19 protein-coding genes are annotated in these 24,697 nt (G+C 54.4%); 10 read left to right on the top strand and 9 right to left on the bottom strand.

All coding sequences use genetic code 11. The features are described from left to right. The first annotated feature begins 8 nt into the window (after positions 1 to 8). From P1X16_RS09685 to P1X16_RS09675, 3 genes are all read left to right on the top strand, one after another. Complete coding sequence (locus P1X16_RS09685; RefSeq protein WP_277228047.1) at positions 9 to 2,483, top strand: DUF349 domain-containing protein; 2,475 nt, start codon at positions 9 to 11, stop codon at positions 2,481 to 2,483. 291 nt (positions 2,484 to 2,774) lie between these two features. Beyond that, positions 2,775 to 3,176 carry a hypothetical protein gene (locus tag P1X16_RS09680; protein WP_277228043.1) on the top strand — a complete coding sequence of 134 codons (402 nt, stop codon included), beginning with the start codon at positions 2,775 to 2,777 and terminating at the stop codon, positions 3,174 to 3,176. A 169-nt stretch (positions 3,177 to 3,345) separates the two neighbouring features. Further along, the gene (locus P1X16_RS09675) at positions 3,346 to 3,762 is read left to right on the top strand and encodes a hypothetical protein (RefSeq protein WP_277228040.1); all 417 of its coding nucleotides are present in this window, start codon (positions 3,346 to 3,348) and stop codon (positions 3,760 to 3,762) included. 48 nt (positions 3,763 to 3,810) lie between these two features. Here P1X16_RS09675 and P1X16_RS09670 read toward each other — a convergent pair whose 3' ends face one another. The 5 genes from P1X16_RS09670 to P1X16_RS09650 form a co-directional block, all read right to left on the bottom strand. After that, complete coding sequence (locus P1X16_RS09670) at positions 3,811 to 6,546, bottom strand: DEAD/DEAH box helicase family protein (protein ID WP_277228037.1); 2,736 nt, start codon at positions 6,544 to 6,546, stop codon at positions 3,811 to 3,813. After that, entirely contained in the window at positions 6,543 to 7,358 is an 816-nt protein-coding gene (locus P1X16_RS09665; protein WP_277228034.1) for a hypothetical protein, read from the bottom strand. The genes P1X16_RS09670 and P1X16_RS09665 overlap by 4 nt, the downstream gene beginning before the upstream one ends. Positions 7,359 to 7,376: 18 nt before the next feature. Continuing rightward, on the bottom strand, positions 7,377 to 9,299 hold the full coding sequence (locus tag P1X16_RS09660; protein WP_277228031.1) for a site-specific DNA-methyltransferase: 1,923 nt from the start codon (positions 9,297 to 9,299) through the stop codon (positions 7,377 to 7,379). A 176-nt stretch (positions 9,300 to 9,475) separates the two neighbouring features. Beyond that, entirely contained in the window at positions 9,476 to 10,645 is a 1,170-nt protein-coding gene (locus P1X16_RS09655) for an LLM class flavin-dependent oxidoreductase (RefSeq protein WP_277228029.1), read from the bottom strand. A 91-nt stretch (positions 10,646 to 10,736) separates the two neighbouring features. Beyond that, positions 10,737 to 12,044, bottom strand: coding sequence for an amino acid permease (locus P1X16_RS09650; protein ID WP_277228027.1), 1,308 nt, complete (start codon positions 12,042 to 12,044; stop codon positions 10,737 to 10,739). Between the two features lie 599 nt (positions 12,045 to 12,643). Between P1X16_RS09650 and P1X16_RS09645 the strand changes: the two genes are divergently transcribed. The 3 genes from P1X16_RS09645 to P1X16_RS09635 all read left to right on the top strand — a co-directional run bounded on the left by P1X16_RS09645 (position 12,644) and on the right by P1X16_RS09635 (position 15,695). Further along, the gene (locus P1X16_RS09645; protein ID WP_277228024.1) at positions 12,644 to 13,528 is read left to right on the top strand and encodes a DUF6565 domain-containing protein; all 885 of its coding nucleotides are present in this window, start codon (positions 12,644 to 12,646) and stop codon (positions 13,526 to 13,528) included. 323 nt (positions 13,529 to 13,851) lie between these two features. Further along, entirely contained in the window at positions 13,852 to 15,291 is a 1,440-nt protein-coding gene (locus tag P1X16_RS09640; protein WP_277228021.1) for a PAS domain-containing sensor histidine kinase, read from the top strand. A gap of 8 nt (positions 15,292 to 15,299) precedes the next feature. Further along, on the top strand, positions 15,300 to 15,695 hold the full coding sequence (locus tag P1X16_RS09635; RefSeq protein ID WP_277228019.1) for a response regulator: 396 nt from the start codon (positions 15,300 to 15,302) through the stop codon (positions 15,693 to 15,695). A gap of 102 nt (positions 15,696 to 15,797) precedes the next feature. On the opposite strand, the gene P1X16_RS09630 is transcribed toward P1X16_RS09635, so the two are convergent. Together P1X16_RS09630 and P1X16_RS09625 are read right to left on the bottom strand one after the other, a co-directional pair. Beyond that, positions 15,798 to 15,977, bottom strand: a complete 180-nt coding sequence (locus P1X16_RS09630) for a hypothetical protein (RefSeq protein ID WP_277228016.1) — start codon at positions 15,975 to 15,977, stop codon at positions 15,798 to 15,800. Positions 15,978 to 16,425: 448 nt separating this feature from the next. Next, positions 16,426 to 17,802, bottom strand: a complete 1,377-nt coding sequence (locus P1X16_RS09625) for a sorbosone dehydrogenase family protein (protein ID WP_277228014.1) — start codon at positions 17,800 to 17,802, stop codon at positions 16,426 to 16,428. A 344-nt stretch (positions 17,803 to 18,146) separates the two neighbouring features. Between P1X16_RS09625 and P1X16_RS09620 the strand changes: the two genes are divergently transcribed. Next, positions 18,147 to 19,883: a thiamine pyrophosphate-dependent enzyme gene (locus tag P1X16_RS09620; protein ID WP_277228011.1), complete on the top strand. Its 1,737-nt coding sequence runs from the start codon at positions 18,147 to 18,149 to the stop codon at positions 19,881 to 19,883. Between the two features lie 122 nt (positions 19,884 to 20,005). Here the strand turns inward: P1X16_RS09620 and P1X16_RS09615 are convergent, their stop codons facing one another. After that, positions 20,006 to 20,161, bottom strand: a complete 156-nt coding sequence (locus tag P1X16_RS09615; protein ID WP_277228008.1) for a hypothetical protein — start codon at positions 20,159 to 20,161, stop codon at positions 20,006 to 20,008. Positions 20,162 to 20,425: 264 nt separating this feature from the next. After that, entirely contained in the window at positions 20,426 to 21,052 is a 627-nt protein-coding gene (locus P1X16_RS09610; protein WP_277228007.1) for a BLUF domain-containing protein, read from the bottom strand. A 394-nt stretch (positions 21,053 to 21,446) separates the two neighbouring features. Between P1X16_RS09610 and P1X16_RS09605 the strand changes: the two genes are divergently transcribed. The 3 genes from P1X16_RS09605 (at position 21,447) to P1X16_RS09595 (ending at position 24,617) form a co-directional block, all read left to right on the top strand. Further along, on the top strand, positions 21,447 to 21,740 hold the full coding sequence (locus P1X16_RS09605) for a hypothetical protein (protein WP_277228004.1): 294 nt from the start codon (positions 21,447 to 21,449) through the stop codon (positions 21,738 to 21,740). A 213-nt stretch (positions 21,741 to 21,953) separates the two neighbouring features. Next, a complete protein-coding gene (locus P1X16_RS09600; RefSeq protein WP_277228001.1) occupies positions 21,954 to 23,057 on the top strand; it encodes a serine hydrolase domain-containing protein in 1,104 nt (367 codons plus the stop codon). Positions 23,058 to 23,549: 492 nt separating this feature from the next. Then, complete coding sequence (locus P1X16_RS09595; RefSeq protein ID WP_277229521.1) at positions 23,550 to 24,617, top strand: glycoside hydrolase family 43 protein; 1,068 nt, start codon at positions 23,550 to 23,552, stop codon at positions 24,615 to 24,617. Positions 24,618 to 24,697: the final 80 nt, after the last annotated feature.

Raw genomic sequence — 24,697 nt, 5'->3', positions numbered from 1 at the left:
CTGAACTCATGCTACCCGAAAACGACCAAGCCGCCCCCGCCAATTCCGACAATAATTCGGAGTCGCCGCTAAGCATCTTAGAGCGCCGTCTGGCGGAAATCCGCTCCAAGCAGGATTCTGCTTCTGCCGATGACATCACTGAACGTCCCGCCACGGAAGTGAATTCAAGTGCTGGGGAACCAGCCGGGGCTGGCACTGCTGAACTTCCCGCCGACGTGACAGCCAGCCCGGCCGCTACGCAAGTGCCTACGCACGACCCAGCCGTTTCTGACCCGCAGGCCCGCGCCGAGGATCATTATGGCGACCAGAACCCGGGAGTGCAAAGTGCTCACCAAGCCACCGACGAAAGCACCACCGATGCTGGAGTAGCCACCGATTCTGCTGCGCCCGTCACCAATGCAACGGTTGGTGCATCGGTAGCGGCCCCAACCGCAGCTGATTCAGATGCTACAAATGCCGAGTTTTCCGTTGTTTCTCCGTCGGGAGTGGCTGCTGAAGCCGACGCGCTGACTGTGGCGCCCGAGCAGGAAGTAACAGCCAGCGAAGAATCCGTTTCGAGTACGGAAACTCTGGTTGCTGCAACCCCCGATACTGAATTGCCAGTGGAAGAGCTGCACGCCGCCCCTGAAATCGAGGATTTCCCCGAAGGCATTGCCCATCTTACCACTTCCTCGCCAACGCCTGCAACTCCCGAAAACACGGCTTCGGAGGCAGAAGCGCATGCAGAAGAAGACGAGTTTGTGCCGGAAACGGCCATCCCAGATTTCGCTACACTCGACCTGTCTGCGCAAACCGCCCTGTTGCTAGCGTTGCTCCGTCGCCCCGACGCGCGCCAGAACCGCAAGCAAATCTCCGACCTTTATCGCCAGTACGAAACAGCCATTAATGCCGACCGCACCGCGGCCCGTCAGCGGTTCACCGAAGCCGGCAGTGAAGGCGATGACTTCCAGTACACGGGCCCAGACGGCTACGCCGACCTAAGCAAGCTGATGCAGGAGTTCCGCGACAGCCGGGTTCGGGATGCCAAAGCCGAAGACGACCAGCGCGCCCGCAACCTGCTGCACAAGCAACACTTGCTTTCCCAGTTGCGGGTACTTGTCGAGTCGGCCGAAACTAAGGATAGCTCGGCCCGCATCAAGGCCCTACAAAACGATTGGAAGGCTACCGGCCCGGTACCGCAGAAAGACACGCAGGAGCTGTGGAACAGCTACCACGCCCTGCTCGACATTTTCTACAACAACCGCGGCCTGTTCTTCGAAATGAAAGAGCTGGACCGTCGCCGCAACCTCGAAGCGAAAGAGGCGCTTATTGCACGGGCCGAAGCTTTAACTCAGCAGTCGAGCATTAATAAGGCGCTGAATGATTTGCGGCAGCTGCACGAGGAGTGGAAACACATCGGGCCAGTGCCCAATGAGCAGCGCGAGGCGCTTTGGCAGCGGTTCTTGCAGGCTTCTGAGCAGGTGCACAACCGGAAGAAGGAATTCTTGGATGTGCGCTCCACGCAGGAAAACGCCAATTTGGCTCGCAAGACAGCTTTGTTGGAGCAGCTATTGCCCTTCGGCGAATTCCACACCGAGCGTGTAAACGAGTGGCGTTCCAAAACCGACGAGCTGCAAAAGCTGAAAGAGGAGTGGGATGCTGCTGGCTTGGTGCCCCGCGACAAGGCCGACGCCATGAACAAGCAGTTCTGGGGCGCTTACAAAGGCTTTTTCCAGCACAAGAACCAGTTCTTCAAGGCCCTCGACGAAGAGAAAAACAGCAACCTCAAGCGCAAGCTCGAGTTGATTGACCAAGCCGAAGCCGCTTTAGCCAATCCTGACTGGGAGCAAGGGCGCGAAATTGTAATTCGCCTCCAGAAAGATTGGAAAACCATTGGCCGCGTGCCTGAGAAGCAGTCCGACAAAGTTTGGAACCGCTTCCGGACCGCTTGCGACGCGTTTTTCGACCGCAAAAACCAGGAAGTGAAGCAGCGCCAGGAGAAGGTACAGCAGGCTAGCCAAGCGCAAACCAGCTACCTCGACCAGCTGGCCGCTAGCGTGGCCGCTCTGTCGGCGGACACGCCCGGTACCCTCGAAGGCTTCCGCCAGCACGTGCAAGAATGGCGTGACTTTGGCAGTGCCGAAAGCAACCCGCGCGGCAACAACGAGCGGGCCGACGAGCGGTTCCAGAGCTTGATGGGCAAGTACCTCGACATGGTACCGAACCTGAGCTACGCCGAGCGTGCCGAATTGCTCTTCAACTTGCAAGTGGAACGTCTTAAGTCCAGCCCCGATTCGCAGCAGCAGCTCTACAAAAAAGAGCAGGCCCTGCGCCGCGAAATCAACGAGCTTGAAAACGACATCTCCACTCTGCAAACCAACCTCGAATTCTTTGCGCGTTCTAAGAATGCGGCCCAGCTCCGCCAAGAGTACCAAGGCCGCATTGATGAGGCACAAAACCGGATTGAAGCGTTGAAAAAGCAGTTACGCGTAATTCGAAGCTAAGCTGTAACTCAGCATGAAAGACAAGGAACCCTTGGCCAGTTGCCAGGGGTTCTTTGTTTTAAGAAATGCAGTAACTCCTAGTAGCCGAGAGCTGGAGCCAAGCTAATCAGTAACGATGGCAACGATATTTTACTAGTTAATAAAGCCGATTCACTATATAAGACCGTATATTCTTGTATCTATTGTTGTTAGAAGAGGGGTAAGGGAAAGGGAAGTTGGTGGCATTATTGGGCGCTCAGCGTTGATCTGTGCTTAATGCTGTATTAGTAGAACTCGAAACTTGATAGGGATATGCAAACCTTGTTCGATATTCCTGGCTTAACCATTGCGCACGACCCAATCAATAAATGGCTGTATGTAACGTGGCGTGGGGAGCACAGCGAAGAATCATCAATGGCAGGCTGCGCTATGATTCTAAATAAAGTGCGTCAAACAAAAAGCACGGCAATTCTGAACGACAGCAGCCAAGTGCTTGACGGATGGAGCGAAGTAGTACGGTGGATAGGACAAGAGTTTTTCCAAGCCCTTGCCGACAATGGTATTCAGGCAATTGCCTGGGTGGCTTCCCAAAATTGGCCGGCTCGTATTGACATTGAGCGAGTGCTAAGCTATGCGACCCGCCCCCTCGTCGACACCTTCGAGGAAGTGGAGTCTGCTTATTCCTGGTTGAAAACGAATAGGGTAATTAAATAGAAGGAAATCGGCCTGTTGTGTGTAGCTAAGTGCTTGTACGCTAGTAGGATTATAAATATTATTATTCATACGACTTTATTTAGTCTAGCTTTGCGCTAACATTTTAGTTTTCAATCCTATTGATCCTGTTTCATTAGGTTTTCTTGTACTCCTTTTACAAGCTATACTTTTGAACACTGGCTCTGTCTGTTTTAAGAACGAGGTTAGCTGCATCTCTAAAGTCCAAGAAGAGAGCTATCTACGCGTGACGTGGTTGGCAGGTGCAGAATCAAGTCCTGAAAACCGTGCTACCCTGGAGCACTTGTTGATTGAATTAGGCAAGTCGCGTTGGAACAAGACGCTTTCCGATCAACGAGTGTTAATGCCTTTATCCGAGGAAGATTCTGCTTGGCTTATCTTGGATTGGTTGCCCCGCGCTACTAAGTTAAATCTGTACCGGTACGTAGCTATTTTGTCCGCGAGAAATGTATTTGGCCGCTTAGACCTTCACTCCTTAGCGCAGCAGGCTCAAGCGCAATTTCCAGTTGTGTACCGGCATTTCGACGAAGAGGAAACCGCCTTGGCCTGGCTGCTCGCTCAGCCTTGAATCCGCAAAGAGCGCAGTAAAAGCAACAGAAGGTGTTGTGCAATTGGCTTAGCTACCTAGCGCTGTGCGGCTACGGGACTTAGCTATAGCAAGCATCTCTGGTACAGTGGTTACTACATCGTAATACACTGCTTCAGTGGCAAATAGGGCAAAGTGCTTTTGGCCGCATTGAATCTTCAGATTTTCGACCTCTCGCCGCGGTTGCTTGTCTAGAGTTGACTTGGTTTCGGCTACGAAATACACCGGGCCATCTGCTTCGAGTAGCACGGCCCAGTCGGGCACGTAGTAGCCAACGGGAGTAGGGACTTTGAAGCCGCGAGGAAGCTTGAAAAAGAACTTTACCGCTTCGTTGGCTTCCAGGTGGCGGGCAAAGGCACGCTCCGCGTCACTTTCCACGGGGACGTAGTTATAAAGTGTCTTTTCCGGGTGAACGTCCACGGCAAATAAATTGCTTCGGAAGGTTTCCCGCTCTTCGTTGGCGAAGACTAGCAGATCGTGCTCCTGAGCGGGTAGCCACTCGTACTGCACGCCCGCTACCAGCAGCTCGTTGAGTTTGCGCTGTAACACGCGGACTACCTGATCGAGGAAGAGCTGAGGATTAATTTCCAACTCGCCGTACCGTTCCGACTGTTTCAAGACTTCGAAAATAGTCTGCCGGGTCACGTCTACGCGCTGCTGAATGTAGGCGTACACATCCGGTATGGCAAAGTTGGTGGCAGTCGTTTGGCTTGCCGTGGCAACTTGTCGTGTGGCCTGCACCCCGGCTTTCGCGCCCATAGTTAGGTGAGCCGTTTCGCTTGTCAGCTTTGGTGGTACCGTCAGCGGAACCCGCGCAAAGTCCCGCAATTCCGCAACCGCCTCCCGTATCAAATCCGCTGAACTGTATTGCACCCGGTAGCGAGTTTTGTGTTGGATTCGTGACCAGAGGCTAAAGAAAGAGGGGCAGCCTGCTGGTGTCAGCTCTTTTGTAAGTTGGATAGAAGCTATTTCGCGGGCGTTCTTGATGCGACCTTCGAATTTGACGCCCGTTTCTTCCTCCAGTTCGGCCTGCAGCGCTCGGGCAAAGCTTTCGTAGCTTTCATTGGCAACCACCGTCAGCAGGTTCACGCTTTGGTCTTGTACGCGTTGGCCAGCGGCATCCACAGGTAGGCGTAGGCCGCGCCCAATTTCCTGGCGCTTACGCAGGGTGGTTTTTGCTTCGCTGAGCGTGCATATTTGAAACACATTGGGATTGTCCCAACCTTCGCGAAGGGCCGAGTGCGAGAAAATGAATTGCACCGGCTCGGCTTGGTTGAGCAGCCGCTCCTTGTCTTTCATAATCAGGTTGTAAGTGTCATCATCGGCTTTAGTGGTGCCGTTGGTGTCCTTCAAGCCCTTTTTGTCTTGTGAAAAATAGCCGGCGTGCACCTGCTCGGCCGTGTACGGAACCAGGCCTTGGTATTCGGGTTGGCTGGCGTACTGTTGAAAAGCTTCTTCAAACCATACGCCCAGCTTGCCCAGCATGGGTAAGCCAGCTTCGTTGGTACCCCGGTAATTGGCTACGCGGTCAATGAAAAACAACGACAGCACCTTGATGCCGCGCGGCTGCAATTGCTTGACGCGCCGAAAGTGATGCAGCACCGTTTGCATTACCTGAAATTTCATCACGTCCTCGGTTGGGCCACCTTGCGAGGTTCCAAGATGCACCACCAAGCCGCCGCTAAAGCGCACAAGCCCGGCGGCAGCATCTATTTCGTTGAGCACAAACCCCTCCCGATACGTATCTCGCCCATTGGAAAGCGCAAACAGGTCGTCGCCAGGCTTGAGGCGCTTTTCCACCTGCGTGACGCCGCTTTTGCCGTTTGCAAAAAACTGCAGCTTGGCAGCTAGGGTCTGCTTGCCGGGCGCAATGGCCCGAAGCTCCACGAAGGCTGCATTGTAGTTGGCGCCACCCGTAATGCCATCCACCACAATCTGCTTCACGAGGCCACGGTCGTAGGCTTGCACGGGGTTCAGGCTGTACACTAGGTTGTAGAGGTGCTTGTGCGTAGCTGAGTAGCGCAGCAAACACAGCGGATTCAGGTTGGCCAGGGCCGCCCGCCGCACGTCGGTTTCCATGTTTTGCGGCTCATCAACTATCACCACGGGCCGCACCCGCTGGAGATATTCTATTGGCCGGACACCCGTTTCGCGCTTGGTGTTGATGATGTTGCTGTCCTTGGTGAAGGCATCGATATTTATAACCAGTACCTGCAGCGCGTCGCTGGCAGCGTAGTTGCGCAAGGATCCGAGGCGGCTGCTATCGTAGGAGCTAAAATTGATGGGTACTTCGCCGTACAGCGTTTGGAAGTGCTCGTGGGTGATTTCCAGGTTTTTGAGTACGCCTTCCCGGATTGCTACGCTGGGTACTACCACCACAAACTTGCGAAACCCATAGTGCTGGTGCAGTTCATACAGGGTGCGCAGGTAGGTGTACGTTTTGCCGGTGCCTGTTTCCATTTCCACTGTCAGGTTCAGCGGAATCAAGCCCTGCTGGCTGTCCTTTCCGAAACTGGTGCGCGCTAAGGCTGCCGACTGATCTAGTTGCTGCCGGGCTTGTACTTCTCGCACGTTGGCAAGAAGTTGTTCCTCCGTAAGCACCAGTTGGTTGCCCACGCTGTGGTCGTTGAAGTCCAGGGAACTCCCTTCCTGCTGAAACAGCGTTTCTGCCCCAGCCGCCTGGAGCGGCTGCCCCCGAAATACATCCACCACCGCCCGCACGGCGTCGAGTTGGTAGTCTTGCGAGCTATCAAACTGTAGTTTCATTTCTGGCGTTTGTTGGTGCTGGTGTAGTAGCTAAGGCCGGAGAAATCGACGGAGAGCGGGTGCCTGACCACCACTTCTTTGTCGAGCAGTTGCACTTGGCCTCTGATGCATTCTTGAGCCTGCACATCTAGGTTGCGGTGCATGGCCACCACCGGGTCGCTGGCAGACTGGTACGCCAAGGTTATGGCTACACCGCCGTGGGCCCGGGCAATCTTGTTTAATGCCCCATAATTGCGGCTGTCGTCGACGTAGGGGCGCCAGGTTTGCAACGATTCCTTTACACGCTTCAACTCATAAAATACCGCCTGGTGCATATTGAAGGTGAAGGCATCAAGGTCGGCTACTACGCAAGACGACGACAAATACGTGCGGGTCCAGAAATGAAAAACATCGTTGGTGGTGCTATTGATGTCTTTTCTGGTGCCTGGTTTGGCAACGAAACTGCTGTTGTATTTGCCCACTAATTCGGCTAGGCCTTGAAAAGAAAGCTGCCTGAAACTTCCTCTACCCGGAAAAAACACGTCGAACTCTTCCTGATCATCGTGATAGAAAAGCTGGATGAGAGGTTGATACACCGACCGTAACCAGCCAAGCATGTTCGTTTCAAAGGCTTTCCAGTACACTTCCCGATAGTCGGGCTCGGGCGACCGGATAGTCAGGAAATAAAGCGCAGTACCATCCTTCAGCATCGCAAAACGAACTTCTGCTTTGCCTTTCAAGCCTAGAAATCTTTCGGTACTCGCATGGCCCGATACAAAACAGCCATTCGCGGCAAGGGCATCGTTCAGCCAATCCTGCTTTGTAGTGTGCATTGCGCGAAAGCAGAAAAGCTACAGAATAGACAAGGCAATTCCCGCTTCGCGCAAGTCAAGGCGGATATTGCTGAGGGCAGCATCGCCGGAAGGGGTGTTGTAGTCGCGGCTTAGCACCAGTAGTTCTTTGGGCTTCGCTTTGGTAAGCAGTTCAAGTGCTTCGGAGGTCAATGGCCCAAAGGCCAAACACAAGCTAGCGTCTAGTTGATAAACGTTTGGCCGGGAATGAATGATGCTGGGCTTGCTAGTGAGCGGCTTGCCAGCTTTCAAGTAAAGCTCAGTTAGCAGCGCTTCTTCATCGGGGTGCTCGTGTTGCAGAGAGTCGGTAAATAGCTCTAGCTGCTTGAGTAGGGCCTCCTTGCTTTCGTAACGCGGCTGCCAAACTTTAAAATTTGTGTCAACCAACCGATACGAGCGGAACCCCAGGCCTTTCCCGGCACCCGCCGGATGCAATACCGACTTCGCCGCGGCGCTTTGCAAAGCGGCGGCGGCTTTTTGGATGCGCGCTTTGCTTACGTCCGCAATATTGGTGTAGCCGAGCTTGGCCGCGCCACTGATTTCATCCACGGCTTCGGGTAGCTGAATGCAGATGAATTTGCGGTTGCCGCCATCTTCCAGATTTTTAGCCATAACGGCGTGCGCGGTAGTGGCGCTGCCCGCAAAAAAGTCGAGGACTAGGTGCTGCTCGTCGGGGCGGGTGCCTAGGTCGAGCATGCGCTTTAGCAGGCGGGTGGGCTTGGGCGTGTCGAAGGGCAGGCCATTGAATAGGTCGCGCACTTCTTTGGTGGCTTCCTGGTTGTCGCCTACTTCCGTCCGCAACCAGAGCGTAGAAGGCGTAACGCCCTGCTTCACTTCACTTAAGAAGCGTTTGACGGAAGGGATGTTGCTGCCGTCTTTGCCGAAAGAAATTCGGTTGTCGTCGACTAGCTTTTGGAAGTTGGTACGGGAGGTGCGCCAGCAACTGCCGCTCGGCGGACTCACTACCCGGCCCGAGGGCGTGGTGATAGGGTAGTCGTAGTCGGCCGAGTAGGTTTTCACCAGAAAGTCGCCCGACTTCCAGGGGCCGCGTGGGTCGTTGTCGGGGTTGGTGTAGCGGGCGTTCATCTCCTCGGTGCGTTCCAGCAGATAAGGGCGCCACAGTTCTTTGTTTTTAGCATACACCAGCACGTAGTCGTGCATGGCCGAAAACCACTTTGCGTCGTTTTGGGGGCTGTATTTCTTCTGCCAGATGATGCTGGCTACAAAATTTTCCTCCCCGTAAATTTCATCTAGCAAGTGACGAAGGTTAGTGACTTCGTTGTCGTCGATGGAAACGAAAATGACACCGTCTTCGCGCAGTAGATTGCGCGACAAGTACAGCCGCGGCATCATCATGCCAAGCCAAACCGAGTGGTACTGGCCGTTTTCGCGCGTGTTGGTGCGCCACAAGTCGCTTTTGTTGAGGTTGCCTGCGTTGTCGGTGATGCCCGCCCGCTTTTTGTAGGCCGCCTGCCGCTCACTGTAGTCGTCGGGGTACACAAACGAGTCGTTGCCGGTGTTGTAAGGCGGGTCGATGAAAATCATTTTCACCTGCCCGAAATACGATTTCTGCAGCACCCGCAGCACTTCCAGGTTTTCGCCTTCGATGAACACGTTTTCCGACGTGTCGAATTCCACGCTGCCGGCCCGGTCAGGGGCCAGGGTGGCGGTGGTGCGCTTCTGGATTTCCTTGTAGGCTTCGGCTTTACCGGGCCAGTTTAGGCCGTACCGCTCTTCCCCGGTGTGCACTGCCTCGCCGAGCACCAGCCGCAGTTTGTCTACGTCGAGTTTGCCTTCGCTGAAGGCATCGGGCAGCAGGGCACGAAGCTGCGCCAGCTTCTCTGTTGCTACGTCGAGGCTGCTGCCGTCAAGCAGTTCGGCCGCTTGCGCAACGGGTGGGATGGGAGAAGTAGAGAAGTCCATGCAGCGAAAAAAGTAAGCGGGAGCGGCGAAGTCAGCCCCTAAGTTGCATACGCCCGGCTTGCCTCGCAACTCCCTTCGCCAGCCCCAACTTCAGGTTTCATGCTATAAACCTGTCCGCTAATCTTTTCACTACCTCATAAAAGCGCGTGCGTCTCTACTTCATGCTGCCCAACTCCTTAGCGCAGTGGTGCTGTCGTGAGGGGCGTAACCGGCGTTTCGAGCGGAATGCGGCCTTGCACATGCGGCATGGAAACGTTGGGCAGGCGCGGCAGCACGTAGCGGGCGAAATAATCGGCTTCGTTGAGTAGGGGGTAGCCGGAGAAGATGAAAGCCCGGAAACCCATGTCCATGTAGCGGTTAATCTTGTCTACTATCTGGTCGGGGGTACCGACTAGCGCCCCGCCGGCTCCAGAGCGGGCCTTGCCGATGTCGGTCCAGAGCAGGGGCTCCACAAAGCCTTCCATGTCGGCGTACTCGCGGAGCTGGTTTTGGCGGTGCACGCCCAACGACCACGAATCCTGAGCCCGGCTCTTGATTTCGGCACCTTTCACTGGGTCAAACTTCGACATAAGCTTGCGGGCATAAGCCCGCGCCTCGTCCTCGGTTTCGCGCACAATCACGTGGATGCGCAGTCCAAAGTCGATTTCCCGGCCGTGAGCGGCGGCGCGGGCACTCATGTCCTGCATGGTTTCGTAGAGCATTTCCTCGGTTTCGGGCCACATCAGAAACATGTCGCAGTATTTGGCGCACACCGCGCGCGCACCCTCCGACGTGCCACCGAAGTAGAGCAGGGGGCCGCCATTTTGCTGGTAGGGCTTGGCCGGATCGGCAGGCATATCAAACTGATACAGCTCGCCTTTGTGCACGATGCGCTCCTGGGTCCAGGCCTGCTGTAGAATTTCGATGGTTTCGGCGCAGCGTTGGTAGCGCAGTTCCGGCACCTCGCGCAGACCCGGCAGATCGGAATTGATAATGTTGATGGTGAGGCGGCCGGCCAGCATGTGGTCGAGCGAGGCTAGGGCGCGCGCCAGCATGGGCGGGTGAATTTCGCCGGTCCGGATGGCAGTCAGGAGGTTGATGCGCGAGGTTTGCGGGGCCATGCCGGCGGCAAAGGTCATCACATCTTGGCCCACGGTGTAAGACGTAGGAAGCAGAATATTGGAGTAGCCCAGCTGCTCGGAGGCAAGCACAATGTCGCGGCAATGGGCCCAGGAGCTGCGGTAGGCGCCGTCGAGTACACTCAGATACTGCGTGTCGCCCCCGCACAGGTCATCAAACCAGGATATTTCGGCCACGCGCTGGGGCGTACGAATGGCAACGGAGGTAATGGGGGTGGAAAGAGACATGAACTAGGAGTAGACCGGAAACCAAGAATTAAGCAGCGCTGGGTTGAATAAGGTAGGAGTGAAGCTTTGCAAGAGCATTACTGAAACACAGTTATTTCAACTGAGTTGCTGGCCAGCGGTTCGAGACAAAATAAAGCACCAGCCCCGCGGCGGCGAACAGAGCCACGTCACGGGCTTCATTGCCTTTGCTGCTAGAGAGCAGCCATAGGCATAGCGCTACGCACAAAGCAGCCACCACCGCTCCACCCCAAACCCGAAAGGGTGCTGGCCGTTCGGGGTAGCGGCGGCGCAGCACCGGGAGGGCGGCGCAGGTAAGCGCGAAATACGTAAGCCGGATAATGGTGCTAAGCGTGAGAGCGTAAATGAAGGTGCCCGACACTGCCAGCACCAGCTTCAGCACCGCCGACACGAGCAGAGCCACGTGAGGCGTGCGGAACCGGGGGTGCGTAGCCTTGAAAAACGCCGGAATCTGGCCCTGCTCGGCCAAGGCAAACAGCAAGCGTGGCCCCGTCAGCATGAGAGCATTGAGGGTGCCGAGAGCCGTGACCATAGCGGCGCCGGCCACGAATGCTGCGCCAGCCGGACCTAAAAAGCGTTGGGTGGCGCTGGCCAGTGGCCGCTCGGCAGTAGCCAAATCGGGCAGCGTGCCAATGCACACCACCTGCACGAGCAAGAACAAAACGGCTACCGTGGCAATGGCCGTAAAGAGTGCAAAGGGCACGTTGCGCTGCGGCTGCTGAATCTCGCCGGCCGGAATAGCCGCCACATCGAACCCGGAAAAAGTGAAGATGAGCAGCAGCACGGCACCAGAAAAATTGGTGTACGTGGGCGCAACGGCAAACGAAAACGCCTGCCAATCCACGAAAAACAAGCCCACAGCCGTAAACAATACCAGCACCAGCAGCTTGCTCACCGTAAACAGGTTGTTGACCAGGGAAGCCGTGCGCACTCCCACTAGGTTGAGCAAAGTAAGACCGGCAATGAGAGCGGCCATCAGAACAGCGCGCCCCGTACCTGTGCCTACCGTCGGCCAGAAGTAGGCGGCGTAATCAACGAATAGGTTGCAAAGCGCCGCAAAGCTGGCTAGGCGCGAAATCCATAGCAGCCAGCCTACTTCGAACCCCACCAGCGGTCCGAAAGCCTCGCGGGCGTATAAGTAAGGCCCACCCGCCCCGCTAAACCGGCTGCTGACTTCTGCGAAGCACAGAATAATAAGCGTGACTACCCCCGCGCTAACCGCGTAGGCAACCAGACTATAAGCGCCGACTAAGGCGTAAATCTTGGCGGGCAAACCCAAAATACCAGCGCCGATGGTGATGTTGACAATAAGGGCCACAAAGTCCCAGCGGCGGATGCCGCGTACCAAATCAGGCTGTGGAGCAGCCGAGGAAGGAATCATGCGAAGTAGCGAAAGAAGTGGAGACAGAGCGGCTGAGGCCTCTCTAATGCCGGGTCAGATAGTTGCGGGGCAACAACAACAGGGGCAGTTTCCAACTAACTTTTCGAGCAGCATACTAAGCAAAACAAAGACAATATCGGCTTCAGCACCGCCCCACAACATGGCTGTGGGTTGGCAAATATAGGCAGCCAACGAAGCGGAGCAAGTTTTTACAGCCCTTCTAAGCACGTTGCAAAAGCATCAGTACATGTGCTAGCAACCCCATCACACTGCTAGTGCCTATTCTGTATTACGCTCGGAAACTCTCGATTCAGGTAACTAGGCTTTTGTGGGTTCTGCTGTGTTTTGCTCCATAAACCGTGGAAACTCGGGGTGTTTGTAAGACGCTGTCTATCATTGACAAGCATACGCTTGCTCAGCGGATGAATTCACTAAAGGATGTGGTTGAAATTTGGACAATCGCATTAAAAATCAACATTTAACCTAGGGGCGCGTAGGGCTATTGTCGCACTTGTTTTCCAACCTTGGGACGCATTGCCTCGTTTAAAAGCCAGACAGTCAACGCTGTCCAGTTCTCACTTGTGTTATTTTTCAAGGTCATGTTCCAACTTCGCTTCAACACCTTATTGCTAGCCACCTCCTTATTAGCCGGTGGCAGCACCCTGGCTTTATCCAGCTGTTCTTCGAATGATAAAAAAGAGGTTTCGCAAGAAGGCCAGCGAGCCTACGACAACTTGCAGACCTACGTAACCGAAGCCGAGACCACGCCCTCCACTACGGTGGCTGATACTTTTGCCGCCCGTCTGGCTGCAACACAGCGTTATTCGGCGGAATACGATACGGCTCAGCAAGCTGAAATACGGCGGCTGCAACAGCGTTACATGGCTGCCCAAAGCACGACTGCTACCAGCACCGCCACGGCCAGCACCGATACCACTGGCGCTATAGCCCCAGTAGCTACCACTGTAGCCACGCCTGCACCCGCTCCCGCCGGGGAAGCTCCCGCTAAGCTCTACAAAGCCACTAGCCCCGCTGCTGCTATGACGGCCGCCAATGCCCGCGCTACTTACGAGGCATTTGTGCAGCGGGTGAAAGCCAATGAAGACAAGTATGAGATTGGCGACTGGCGCGTCATCAACGCCGAATGGCGGGCCCTGGATCAGAAGTATGATCAAATCAAAGGCGATGTAAGCGGCAAAGACAAAACAGAAATTGCCAAAGAGAAACTGAAATACGCTGCCTTTAAATCTTTCGATAAAACCGAGTCTCGCGTGTCGCAAGGTGCTGATATTGTAACCGGCGACAAGGCCGAGGCCCAAGCCAAAGGCAAAGGCGTGCAAGTAGAACGCTCTGCCAAAAACACCGGTAGCGATGTGAAAGAGGCCGGTAAGGAAATAGGACAAGGCGCCGTGAAAGTTGGTAAAAAAGTAGGCGGCGCCGTGAAAGGTGTATTCGACGGCAAAGACGAAAAGAAAGCCGACTAATTGATGTAGTCAGTTAAGTGTAAAGCCGGCCCTTGCATGCAAGGGCCGGCTTTTTTGTGGCTAACTACTTGGATATAAAAGAGTACTGTTGCCTGTTTCGGCCGCACGTGGTAATTACTGGCCGGCTTGCTCCTAAAATAGTTGGGCTAATAATCCAAATCATATTAAATGCCCGTTGTTAAACTTCAATGAAATACCCTGTATTTAGCGTGTAACGCCGATCTACAAGCTGGCGTACTACAAAATAGAACAACGAAAGTCGATTTCCACACCTCGCTCTGGTGTGGCGGAATGCGGTTTCTCTATACATAAGTACCACCTACATGAGTGCGAGTGAGCAATTCGTTGATAGCGAGCAACGCTTTCGATCTTTGTTTGAGAATAACTCAGACCTATTGCTTTTTCAAGATGAAGACAGCATCATTCTTGATGCAAATGCGCCTTTTCTTACTTTGTTACACCTTGAGAAGGCCGAGGTATTAGGGCATCCGCTTGATGATTTCCTGCCAGAGAATCTTGTTTCATTTTTTAGGCAAAGGCTAAACGAAGCCTTTCAGGGAATACCCGTTCAGTTTACCGTAGCTGTGCAATTCAAGGGAGCCGAGCCGAAAGTGCTTAGCATCACCAAGGTGCCACTACTCGTCGATAATGCAGTGGTAGGCGTGCACATGGTTGGCCGTGATATAACGGAGCTGACTGCCTCCAATCAGCTGATCGAGCAGCAAGCTCGCAGGCTCAACACTCTTTTTGAAAGTATTACGGATGCACTCATTCTGCTGGATCGGGAATGGAATATAACTTTCCTCAACCAGGAAGCGCAGCAACTTTTGAAGGTGGAAAGCCAGCTCGCGGTTGGCCGAAACTTCTGGCAAATGTTTCCCGCCGAAGTAGGCAGCGTTTTTTATCAGGAATACCACGAAGCAATGGCTACGGGCCAGACCGTTCGTTTCGAGGCGTACTACACTACGGGTGGGCTATGGCTCGAAGCCAAATGTTATCCGTCAGAAGAGGGGTTGTCGGTGTATTTCTCTGACATAACGTATCGTAAGGATGCGGAGGCCAAGCAGGAAAGGCTAACAGCGGACCTGTACCGCCACAACCAGGATTTGCAGCAGTTCACCTACATCGTGTCGCATAACTTGCGGGCGCCTTTGGCTAATGCCTTAGGCCTGACTCAACTCCTGCAAACCGACGACCTCGAGCAAGCCCCGCTCTTAAACCACTTGCATACAAGTCTCGAGCAACTCGACTCTATATTGCAAGACCTGAACACCATACTGGCTGTTCGAGACAAGCAGGACGTAGCCGAAGCCGCGGAACCGGTGTTGCTGCTTGATGTGTTGCGGCAGGTAGTAGACAGCCTGCAGGAGCCACTCCAGCAATGTGGCGGCGAAATTGTACTGGCTGTGCCCAAAGATTTGCACGTACACGGCAAACGTGCCTACCTGTTCAGTATCTTTTTTAACTTGCTCTCCAATTCAATCAAATACCGGGCGGAGGAGCGCCCACTTCGGGTAACTATAACCGGAAATCTGGATCTAAATGGGGAGGTGCGCCTCAACATAGTAGATAATGGCTCGGGTTTTGATCGAGAAAAGGCGGGTGAAGACGTGTTCAAACTCTACAAACGGTTTCATTCGGTACCCGCTGGCCGCGGCCTAGGCTTGTATTTGGTCAATGCGCACGTCGAAGTGATGGGCGGCCGCATTGAAGTGCACAGTACGCCAGATGCCGGAACCGAATTTCAATTGCTCCTACATTAAAAGAATATATGCGAACCGTACTTGTAGACGACGATTATATCAGCGTGTTTCTTACCGAGAAAATATTGAAGAGAGAGGGCCTGTCAGAAGGTTTATGTTCGTTTCAATCGCCTGAGGAGGCTTTACGCCACGTTCAGCAAAGCATTCCAAACGAGGTGCCCGACGTAATTTTGTTGGACCTCAATATGCCGGTTATTAGCGGGTGGGATTTTCTGATGGCCCTACGGCCATACGAAGCACAATTGGTAGGCCGTTGCTTTATCTACGTTCTTACTTCCTCGCTTTCTCCTTCCGACACCGATCGGGTGCACGAGTTTCCGCTAGTAGCTGGCTTGATCCATAAGCCTCTGGACGATTTGCAAATTCAAACCATCCACGCGCAGGTAGCCGAAAACCGGAATTAACCTCAGGTGCTTTCTAATGCAACAATTACTGTAGTAGGTAAGCCATATGCTAAAGCTACCTTTCTATAGAATTAGTAAGCCTAATTACAGACTTGCGCCGTTTTAAAACGACGTAAATACGCCCACTAGCAAAGTGCCTACCAGCACAGCCTGCCCACTACGCAAGGCGGCTTCAGCTTCTTCGTGAGCGACGGGCAGGCCGTCAATGGTTTCAAAGTAAAGCGGTATGTCTAGATTCGGCGCGTCTAGAGCAGGTTCTGCAGCAAAAGGAGCGTAGTGCATGGCGCAAAGAAAGTATTTGCAGGAGTAGGCGTGTAGTGCATTATACCATCAAATTTTACGGAATTGTAAGTAAAGCAAAAGGTAAATGTTCCCAATTTTGGGACTAGTATTATGCCGATATTCTCTATTTGAAAAACAAGTCTATAATTGGGAAAGGCTTGTTGTGTGTAGTTACAGATTTTTGCAGGCTTACTAAAAAGCAAGAATGTGACTTGGTAATTAACCAAGATATTATTTCACCATTAATAGCTTAATAACTACGGTTCGTAAAGTGTCTTTTGCTTAACTATAAACTAAATGCAAGCAAATCTTAGCACTCCACACTGACCCCAATTCTCACACGCCGTCTTGCCCAGGCTGTTTCAAGCGAGTTAAAAATTAGTAACGACCACAAAGAAGCCTGAAGCCGTGTTTTTCGGCTCCAGGCAGCGAATTTTTAGCACAACACTTAGCGGCTTGCGACGCCTTTCTGTGCGCTTGGCGAGGCGCTAACTCGCCAGATTCTATTACCTGCATCGTCGGCGACCAGCAGCGAGCCGTCAGCGAGGGTGGTAACACCTACGGGGCGACCGTAGGCATTTTTAGTGCCGTCCCCGACCAGGAAACCAGTCAGGAAATCTTCTGGCGGACCAGCAGGGCGCCCGTTTTTGAAAGGCACGTACACCACCTTGTAGCCTGTGAATGACGCTCGGTTCCAGGAGCCGTGCTGCCCAACAAAGGCGCCGCCTTGGTAGCGGGCCGGGAATGCCTCCTTGTCGTAAAACGCCAGACCTAGAGAGGCAGAATGTGGGTCGAGCAGCACGTCAGGTACCAACGTTTTCTCCACTAAGTCGGGCCGCTCTCCTTTACGGCGTGGGTCTTCGTGCGGACCGAGGTAGGCGTAGGGCCAGCCGTAGAAACCACCCGGTTTAACGCTGGTCATGTAGTCGGGCACCAGGTCGTCGCCGAGCCCGTCGCGCTCATTTACGGCGGTCCAGAGTTGGTTGGTGCCGGGCTGCCAGGCCAGGCCTACCGGGTTGCGCAGGCCAGCAGCGTAAACTTTCTCGCCCGACCCATCAGGGTTGATTTGCAGAATATCGGCGCGGCGAACTTCGTTGTCTGCCCCGTGCTCCATGACGTTCGACCCCGAGCCTACCGACACAAAAATGGTTTTGCCGTCGAGGCTTGGTAGTAGATTGCGGGTCCAGTGGTTGTTGTAGCCGCCTTTCGGCAAATCCAGAATTTTCTGGCCGGCTGCCGTCATCTTGGTTTGGCCTGTTTGGTAAGGAAACCGCAGCACTCCATCGGTATTGGCAACATAGAAGTAATTGCCCATTACAAGCATACCGAACGGCTGGTTGAGCCCGGTTAAAAACACCTCGCGCACTTCCGGTTGACCGTCGCGGTTAGCGTCGCGCAGCAGCGTAATACGGTTGGCACTGGTCTCGCGCATGGCTTTCGACTGCTTGAGGCCCTGTTTCTTCTCGCCTTTGGCCGTGGAGGTTTGTGGGACTGTGTTGGATTCCGACACGAAGATGTCGCCATTAGGAGCCTGGTAGATCCACCTTGGGTTCTGGAAATTGCTGGCGTAAGTGGCTACCTCGAAGCCTTGTGGGGCCGTGGGGGATTTGCCTGCTGGCCAACCCACTACCTGACTGAAGTTTTTTACATCGTGCGTGGTATCTGGGGCCGGTAGGTGCTGGAGCTGCGCCGAGGCTAAGGAGGTGTCGGTAGCGGCTGCCGCACCTTGAGTTTCCTGTTGGGAAGCTTGTTTTTGTTGTGTTGAGTCACTGCAAGACGCCATCAACCCGAGCACGGGCAGCAGCCAAGAACGTTTATGCCACATAAAAGCACTAGTTGAGTGGAAAGTAAAGTGTTGGCAGAGAGTATTTGCCCTCGGTAGTCTACGCAGAGAAGTAAGTGGTGGTGTACCTCCTCAGCTATAGCATTCGGGCAAAATCGAGGTAATAGCCCTAACAGAGCAGAAACCGCTCAGCTTGAATGCCCGGCGTTCTGCGTTAGTAGCAGGGAAGCACTGCGGCATAGGCGAGATTGCCGACAGCAAATGGAAGCGCGCTGTACGTAGTAAGCTCTTAAAAATCAGTCTTTATTTTACCGCTTATCAGCAAGCCAAAGCGTATACTCAGGCACTTGGGGACCCTTCCCCGAGAGATATACTCTCATGTAGGCATGGCTAAAAAAGTAGCAGAACAACTCGTGGAGATGCTGGTCGAGGCCGGCGTAAAAAGAATTTATGCCGTGACCGGCGACAGTCTCAACGAAGTCAACGATGCGGTGCGGCGCAACGGGCAGATCGAGTGGATCCATGTGCGGCACGAGGAGGCGGGAGCCTTTGCCGCCGGAGCCGAGGCGCAGCTCAATGGCTTGGCGTGTTGCGCCGGCAGCAGCGGACCCGGCCACGTACACCTCATCAATGGCCTCTACGATGCCCACCGCTCCGGAGCCCCGGTTATTGCCATTGCGTCTACCGAGGCTAGTTTCGAGTTCGGCACCGAGCACTTCCAGGAAACCAATACCATCAAGCTCTTCGACGATTGTAGCTGCTACAACCAGATAGCCAGTACGCCGCAGCAGTTTGCGCGCATGTTTCAGGCAGGTATTCAGCACGCTATTAGCCGCAAAGGTGTGGCCGTGGTAGGTTTGCCCGGCGACGTAGCCGCTGCTCCAGCCGAAGAAAGCATGACGGCTATGCAGGTGTTTCAAACGAAAGCCGTTGTCCGGCCCTCCGACCACGAACTGCTGCTACTGGCGGACATGCTCAACAATCATCAGAAAATCACGCTCTACTGCGGTATTGGGGCGGCCGAGGCGCACGACGAGCTGATTCAGCTGGCGAGTCTATTGCACTCGCCCATCGGCTACACGTTTCGCGGCAAGCTAGAAATTCAGTACGCCAACCCCTACGAAGTGGGCATGACCGGCCTGCTCGGTATGCCCTCGGCCTACCACAGCATGCACGAGTCGGATTTGCTGGTGCTGCTTGGTACTGACTTCCCGTACACGGCCTTTATGCCGGTGAAGCCTAAAATCGTGCAAATCGACATCAAAGCCGAGCGCCTGGGCCGCCGCGCCAAGGTAGACTTGGGGCTGTGTGGTTCCATTAAAGACACACTACAGGCGCTGCTGCCGCGGGTGCGTCAGAAAACCGACGACAGCTTCCTGAAGGCGCAGTTGGAGCTATACCAGCACGTTCAGAAAAACATGCGCGCTTACGTGGAGGACACGGGCAAGCACGATGCCATTCACCCCGAATACGTAAGCACCGTTATCGATGAGCTGGCCGCCGATGATGCCATTTTCACCGTCGATACGGGCATGAGCTGCGTGTGGGGCGCCCGCTATATTCGGGCCACCGGCCGGCGCGTGATGATGGGTTCCTGGAACCACGGCTCGATGGCCAACGCCATGCCGCAAGCCATTGGGGCGGCGCTGGCCCGGCCCGGTCAGCAAGTAATTGCCATGTGCGGCGACGGGGGGCTCACCATGCTGCTCGGCGATTTGTCGACCATCGTGCAGTATAAACTGCCCATCAAGATTATCGTGTTCAACAACCGGGCTTTGGGTATGGTGAAGCTGGAAATGGAAGTAGCCGGCCTGCCCGACTGGCAAACCGACATGCCCAACACCGACTTTGCCGCCATTGCCCAGGCCATGGGTATTCCTGGCGTGACAGTGCACGAGCCGGGGCAAGTGCGCCAAGTGCTAGAGCATGCCATGACCTTCGATGGACCAATGCTGGTGAACGTGCTAACCGACCCCAACGCACTGGCCATGCCGCCCAAAGTGGAAATCGAGCAGATGGCCGGCTTTGCCGTGTCGATGAGCAAGCTCATGCTCAGCGGCCGCATGGACGATGTGCTTGACACCGTGAAAGCCAATTACAAACACCTGCGGGAGGTGCTTTAACCCGCACCATGCGAATGGTACACCAAGCGGAAGAGAGTGAAGAGAGGGTTGGAGCCCGCGCAAAACCATAATTAAAAAAAATATTCTGTGGCTGCGTAGGCGTTAGGCTTACTTTCAGGGCGTCAACCTTGCTGAGTCCGTTGTTCAGCCGCCTTTTCGGCCAGACCGTGACTACCACAAGCCAACACGAGGCGCACTTCCGGGAAGGCGGCATGTTCTGAATTATCGGCATTGCGCTGGCTGTTGTAGTTGCCTTTTTCCTGCGCGAAACGGGACAAGGTCAGCGGCCAGCAGCCCTTGCGTGAGTAGGTAACACTTGCACCTGATGCTTGCTTACTTGGAGTATGGCCGCTGAAAAATCTGAGGCTCAGCATAACTACAAACAGGACGAGCGTGAAAGTAGTAGTAGTTACTGTCCTCACGCTCGTCCTGTTTGCGGTGGTTGCGCCCCGTTGACGCTGGTAGGGTTGGCCGTCGGGGGCACCATATACTTGGCCGGTAGCGCTAGCGGCTGGTATCAAGGGGGTGTAAATGCATATGAACTAGCTGGAGGGGATGCCGTCCGGTAGTCTAGATGCTTGTTCCGGGACGGCATGGCTCCCAAATGCTTCGAGCAGGGCTTGCAGGTGCGGGTCATTTACTAGCAGTCCATTGGAAGGCGCTTGGTCCCTGATGGTGTCTAGTACTTGATCTGCCTGCGATACGGCTAGCTGTCCGAAACCCATGCGCCAGTCGGCGAAGCGGCGTTGGGGCTCTGGGCCTTCTAGCACCGTTACCACGTGCTCGTGGCGCGTATCCGCTTTGATTCGGCCGTACAAAGCGCGCACATCGGCCTCGGGTCCTTCTAGCACTTGCACGTACCGGCCCTCACTATACAGCAACAAGCCCGTAATCTGGTGTTCGGCGTTGAAGCGGCGCGAACTTTCCAGCAAGTCCACCAAATCTGCTTCGCTTGGTAGCGATGTGGCCCGGCTGTGATAAAGTACTTGGTACACGCTTAAGTCGAGTAGCTCCACAACTTCCTCAATCGTGAGGAAGCCTTGTTGGTAAAGGGACAGCAGGTGACGCTCGTAACGTTGGGGGGCTAATGCAGTGTCGGTGGTTAGGGCTACAGCCATTGCTACTGCTCGCCGACGCTGAGCAAGGCCATCAGAGTGAGGGTTTTGCATAGCTTTTTTACGTGCGCCCCCTAATGATAGGTATATTAATATTATTATAAATACCTCCCTTTTATCCGCTTACGAATAGGACTGCGAATTACAACGGCAGCTTACTGTTTAGAGAGCGACGCTCCGGAAAGATTTGTAGCAGGACTGTTAGTAGGCGGGCTTTTGTTCAGCTTTCCAGTGAAAAGTAACTCTTCTCTCACCTGCCGATTAGTGGGGCAGGGGTGTTGTAGCCCAGCCGTATGGAGTAAGTTGTGCTATAAGAAAAGTATCAGTAGTTAGCATGGCCGAGGTGGTTCTTTTGCACCCTCAATAGGTTGCTAATTCAAGAGATATTGCATTTTTCTTCCCAACGAAAAGCTACTTTCCCTAGCACTTACCGGCTACCTTTGCCGCTATGAAGCCGCCGCTTTTCCACCCCGGACAAGAAGTTATCTGCACCAACGATGACTTCACGCTCTTGCTCGTGCAGAACCCCAATATCCAGACGCCTAAGCGCGGCCCTATTTATACGGTGCGCGGCATTTACGACACGCACCGCGGCTACGGCATCACGCTGGTAGAAATCAACAATGCCGACGTAGCGCCAGGCTTTCCCGAAGCCAACTTTCATGAGTCTCGGTTTGCTCCCGTGCCGCCATTAGAAGAAATTGACATTGCGGAAGCAGTGGAGGAAAGCATAACGGTATAAACTCCCCCGGCTAATGGGCCAGGTAGCTACGGCGTCGGCATGAAGACTCGTGAAGAGCGACGAGCCCTCGTAGCTGCGCCCTTAGTGCTGAATTTTAGTTGCCTCTTGTAACGGATAGCCTATCTGTCCGGTACTCTCGCCGTCAATCACCCCGCCGCTTACGGGTAGGTGGAAGTTCCGGTACACTATCCTTTCCAAATCAGCTGTTTCCATATGATCAAGTACCTCGTGCGTCTGGTATTGCTTGCTTTTCTTGCCCAACCTTGCGCTGCCCAAACGCCCGAAGCCGTTAGTCGCTCAGTGGATGAATTTGTTGTCAGCAAGATGAAAGCACTTGGTATTCCGGGGCTGGCAGTGGCGGTTGTTAAGAAGGGAGAGAAGGTCAAGGTGGCTTCGTACGGGTTGGCTAATACCGAATGGAAGCGCGACGTAACCGAGCACACCAACTTTCAAATAGCGTCTTGCACCAAGCTGCTTACCTCCACGCTGGTTTTGAAAACAGTGTACGCCGGCAAACTGAACCTTAATGACCCAATTGGGAAGTACCTCGACTCGATTCCGGCCAGTTGGAAACCCATCAAAGTCAGACACCTTCTCAACCATTCGAGCGGCATCCGCGAATTCCGGGGCGATGCGTATGCCTCTACCGCCACAGTCGTAAGAGCCCTGATGGATTCCACGCTGGAATACACGCCGGGCACCAAGCAGCACTACGCACAAGCCGACTTTATGATAGCCGGCTACATCCTGGAGAAAATATACGGCAAGCCTTTCCCTCAACTTCTGAAAGACGAAGTAACCACCCCGCTGAACATGAAGGATGGCGCCTTCGATATGGAACAGCGCGTGGGCTCCTTTATGCGCACCGACCTGGTGCCGCAAAAAGCCACAACCTACTACGAACTCGATGGCCGACTGCGCGCCTACAAGTTTATCTACCCGCAATACACCTATACCGCCGGAGGCTACTTTGCTTCTCTCGACGATATGGTCAACTGGGCAATTGGGCTCGACAAGGAAGTGCTGTTCCCCGATGCCTTTGCCCGCCCCCTCCAGTATGGGCAAGACTCCGTGGGCAACCACCTTTCCGAATTCACGAGGGCCGGCTGGGCACTAGGAGAAGAAAAAAGCCTGCTATATGCGGGACACAGCGGCGGACCTGGCTTAGGGGATGTGTGGCGGTTTCCCGAAGAGGGCTACACCGTGATTGTGCTTTCCAACGACGGCGAATTACTACCGGATTTCGCGCGGGCCATTGCTTCTTTTTACATCCCAGGACTAGAGCGCAAAACTGAAATCAAGAAGTTTGAGCGGTAGGGCAGGAGAGGCCAAGTCAACTCACTTGAAGCACACTTTGAAGGTGGCGGCATAATGTCCGTAATGCAACCAAGGTGGTACTCTGTCTACACCGGGTATCTGGGGGCATGTGCTGCTACTAGCCAGCTTTGCTTAGTTGCAGCAAGACGGTTTGGCTTGTAGTGCATTGCATACCAACCCGCGGTCCTATCGGAATCGATTAGATACTTTATGTAGCTTGATTGTAGTCGGGATGTTAGTTTGCTCGTCAGGAGGAAAGCTATATTTGGCGGTAGAGGCAGGGCGGTTTCGTTTGCCTTTTGTCAGGCTAGGTGCAACTTTATAGTGGTTGAATACCGGCCTTGCTGCCCGCTTGCATCAATTTACTGTTTCCTTGTTACGCCGCTGCACACGTCGTCAGCAGGTAGTAGCAGTTATCTAACTTCTCGCCCGTTGTTGTTGAAAAACCACCCCACCTTCCTGTCGCCCACTTTGTCGGCACTAACTGTCTTGATGCCGCTGGCTTTGTTAACCGCCTGCCAAAGCAAGAGTGAGGAAACCAAAACCGCAGCAGACCAAGCCGCTGCCCCAGCTACCACTGCCAGCAGCCGCAAGTACTTGTCAGAGCCCCTGGTAAAGGACATTTACACCGCTGACCCCTCCGCGCACGTCTTCAACGGCAAAATCTACATCTACCCGTCGCACGACATTGAAACGGGGATGCCGGAAAACGACAACGGCGACCATTTCGCCATGCGCGACTACCACATCCTGTCCATGGACAGCATTGGAGGGAAAGTAACCGACCACGGCGTCGCGCTGGACGTGAAGGATATTCCGTGGGCTGGCCGCCAACTCTGGGCTCCGGATGCCGCCTTCAAAAACGGCACCTACTATCTGTACTTCCCCGTGAAGGACAAGCAGGACGTGTTTCGGATTGGCGTAGCCACGAGTGCTTCCCCAACGGGGCCGTTCAAAGCGCAGCCGCAGCCTATTCCCGGCAGCCTAAGCATCGACCCGGCCGTGTTTACCGACACCGATGGCAAGACTTATATGTATATGGGCGGTATTTGGGGCGGACAGCTCCAGCGGTGGCGCACCGGAAAATATGACGCCAGCAAGCCGAAAGAGCAGGAGCCCGGCCCCAAAGAGGAGGCGCTTGGTCCTAAAATGGCGCGCCTGAGCTCGGATATGTTGCGCTTCGACGAGCCCGTAAAGGAAGTGAAGATTGTTGGGCAGGACGGTAAGCCGTTTTTGTCTGGCGACAACAAGCACCGCTTCTTTGAAGGCGGCTGGATGCACAAGTACAACGGCAAATACTACTTCTCGTATTCCACCGGCGACACGCACTTGCTGGCCTATGCCACCGGTGATTCGCCCTACGGCCCGTTCACTTACCAGGGCGTTATTATGAACCCCGTGGAAGGCTGGACCACGCACCACTCCATTGTGGAAGTAAACGGCAAATGGTACATCTTCTACCACGACACCGAGCTATCGGGCAAAACGTGGCTCCGCAACGTGAAAGTTACCGAGCTGAAGCGCAAAGCCGATGGTAGCATCGAACTTATCAATCCCTAAGTAGCTCGCCGCTATAGCAGGCAAGTAAGCTTTTCAACCTAGAAAGGGGAGGGCGAGTAGCAAGACGACAGATACTTGTC

The organism is Hymenobacter sp. YC55 (assembly GCF_029433095.1).
Lineage (GTDB): Bacteria > Bacteroidota > Bacteroidia > Cytophagales > Hymenobacteraceae > Hymenobacter.
Note: the sequence above shows the minus strand (reverse complement) of the source record. Positions and strands in the feature narration are given on the sequence as shown.

What these genes read in the sequence shown, in the direction of transcription:
- P1X16_RS09685 (WP_277228047.1), top strand. Translation starts at nt 9, where the DNA reads ATGCTACCCGAAAACGACCAAGCCGCCCCCGCCAATTCCGACAATAAT.
- P1X16_RS09680 (WP_277228043.1), top strand. Translation starts at nt 2,775, where the DNA reads ATGCAAACCTTGTTCGATATTCCTGGCTTAACCATTGCGCACGACCCA.
- P1X16_RS09670 (WP_277228037.1), bottom strand. Translation starts at nt 6,546, where the DNA reads ATGAAACTACAGTTTGATAGCTCGCAAGACTACCAACTCGACGCCGTG.
- P1X16_RS09665 (WP_277228034.1), bottom strand. Translation starts at nt 7,358, where the DNA reads ATGCACACTACAAAGCAGGATTGGCTGAACGATGCCCTTGCCGCGAAT.
- P1X16_RS09660 (WP_277228031.1), bottom strand. Translation starts at nt 9,299, where the DNA reads ATGGACTTCTCTACTTCTCCCATCCCACCCGTTGCGCAAGCGGCCGAA.
- P1X16_RS09655 (WP_277228029.1), bottom strand. Translation starts at nt 10,645, where the DNA reads ATGTCTCTTTCCACCCCCATTACCTCCGTTGCCATTCGTACGCCCCAG.
- P1X16_RS09650 (WP_277228027.1), bottom strand. Translation starts at nt 12,044, where the DNA reads ATGATTCCTTCCTCGGCTGCTCCACAGCCTGATTTGGTACGCGGCATC.
- P1X16_RS09645 (WP_277228024.1), top strand. Translation starts at nt 12,644, where the DNA reads ATGTTCCAACTTCGCTTCAACACCTTATTGCTAGCCACCTCCTTATTA.
- P1X16_RS09640 (WP_277228021.1), top strand. Translation starts at nt 13,852, where the DNA reads ATGAGTGCGAGTGAGCAATTCGTTGATAGCGAGCAACGCTTTCGATCT.
- P1X16_RS09635 (WP_277228019.1), top strand. Translation starts at nt 15,300, where the DNA reads ATGCGAACCGTACTTGTAGACGACGATTATATCAGCGTGTTTCTTACC.
- P1X16_RS09630 (WP_277228016.1), bottom strand. Translation starts at nt 15,977, where the DNA reads ATGCACTACGCTCCTTTTGCTGCAGAACCTGCTCTAGACGCGCCGAAT.
- P1X16_RS09625 (WP_277228014.1), bottom strand. Translation starts at nt 17,802, where the DNA reads ATGTGGCATAAACGTTCTTGGCTGCTGCCCGTGCTCGGGTTGATGGCG.
- P1X16_RS09620 (WP_277228011.1), top strand. Translation starts at nt 18,147, where the DNA reads ATGGCTAAAAAAGTAGCAGAACAACTCGTGGAGATGCTGGTCGAGGCC.
- P1X16_RS09610 (WP_277228007.1), bottom strand. Translation starts at nt 21,052, where the DNA reads ATGCAAAACCCTCACTCTGATGGCCTTGCTCAGCGTCGGCGAGCAGTA.
- P1X16_RS09605 (WP_277228004.1), top strand. Translation starts at nt 21,447, where the DNA reads ATGAAGCCGCCGCTTTTCCACCCCGGACAAGAAGTTATCTGCACCAAC.
- P1X16_RS09600 (WP_277228001.1), top strand. Translation starts at nt 21,954, where the DNA reads ATGATCAAGTACCTCGTGCGTCTGGTATTGCTTGCTTTTCTTGCCCAA.
- P1X16_RS09595 (WP_277229521.1), top strand. Translation starts at nt 23,550, where the DNA reads ATGCCGCTGGCTTTGTTAACCGCCTGCCAAAGCAAGAGTGAGGAAACC.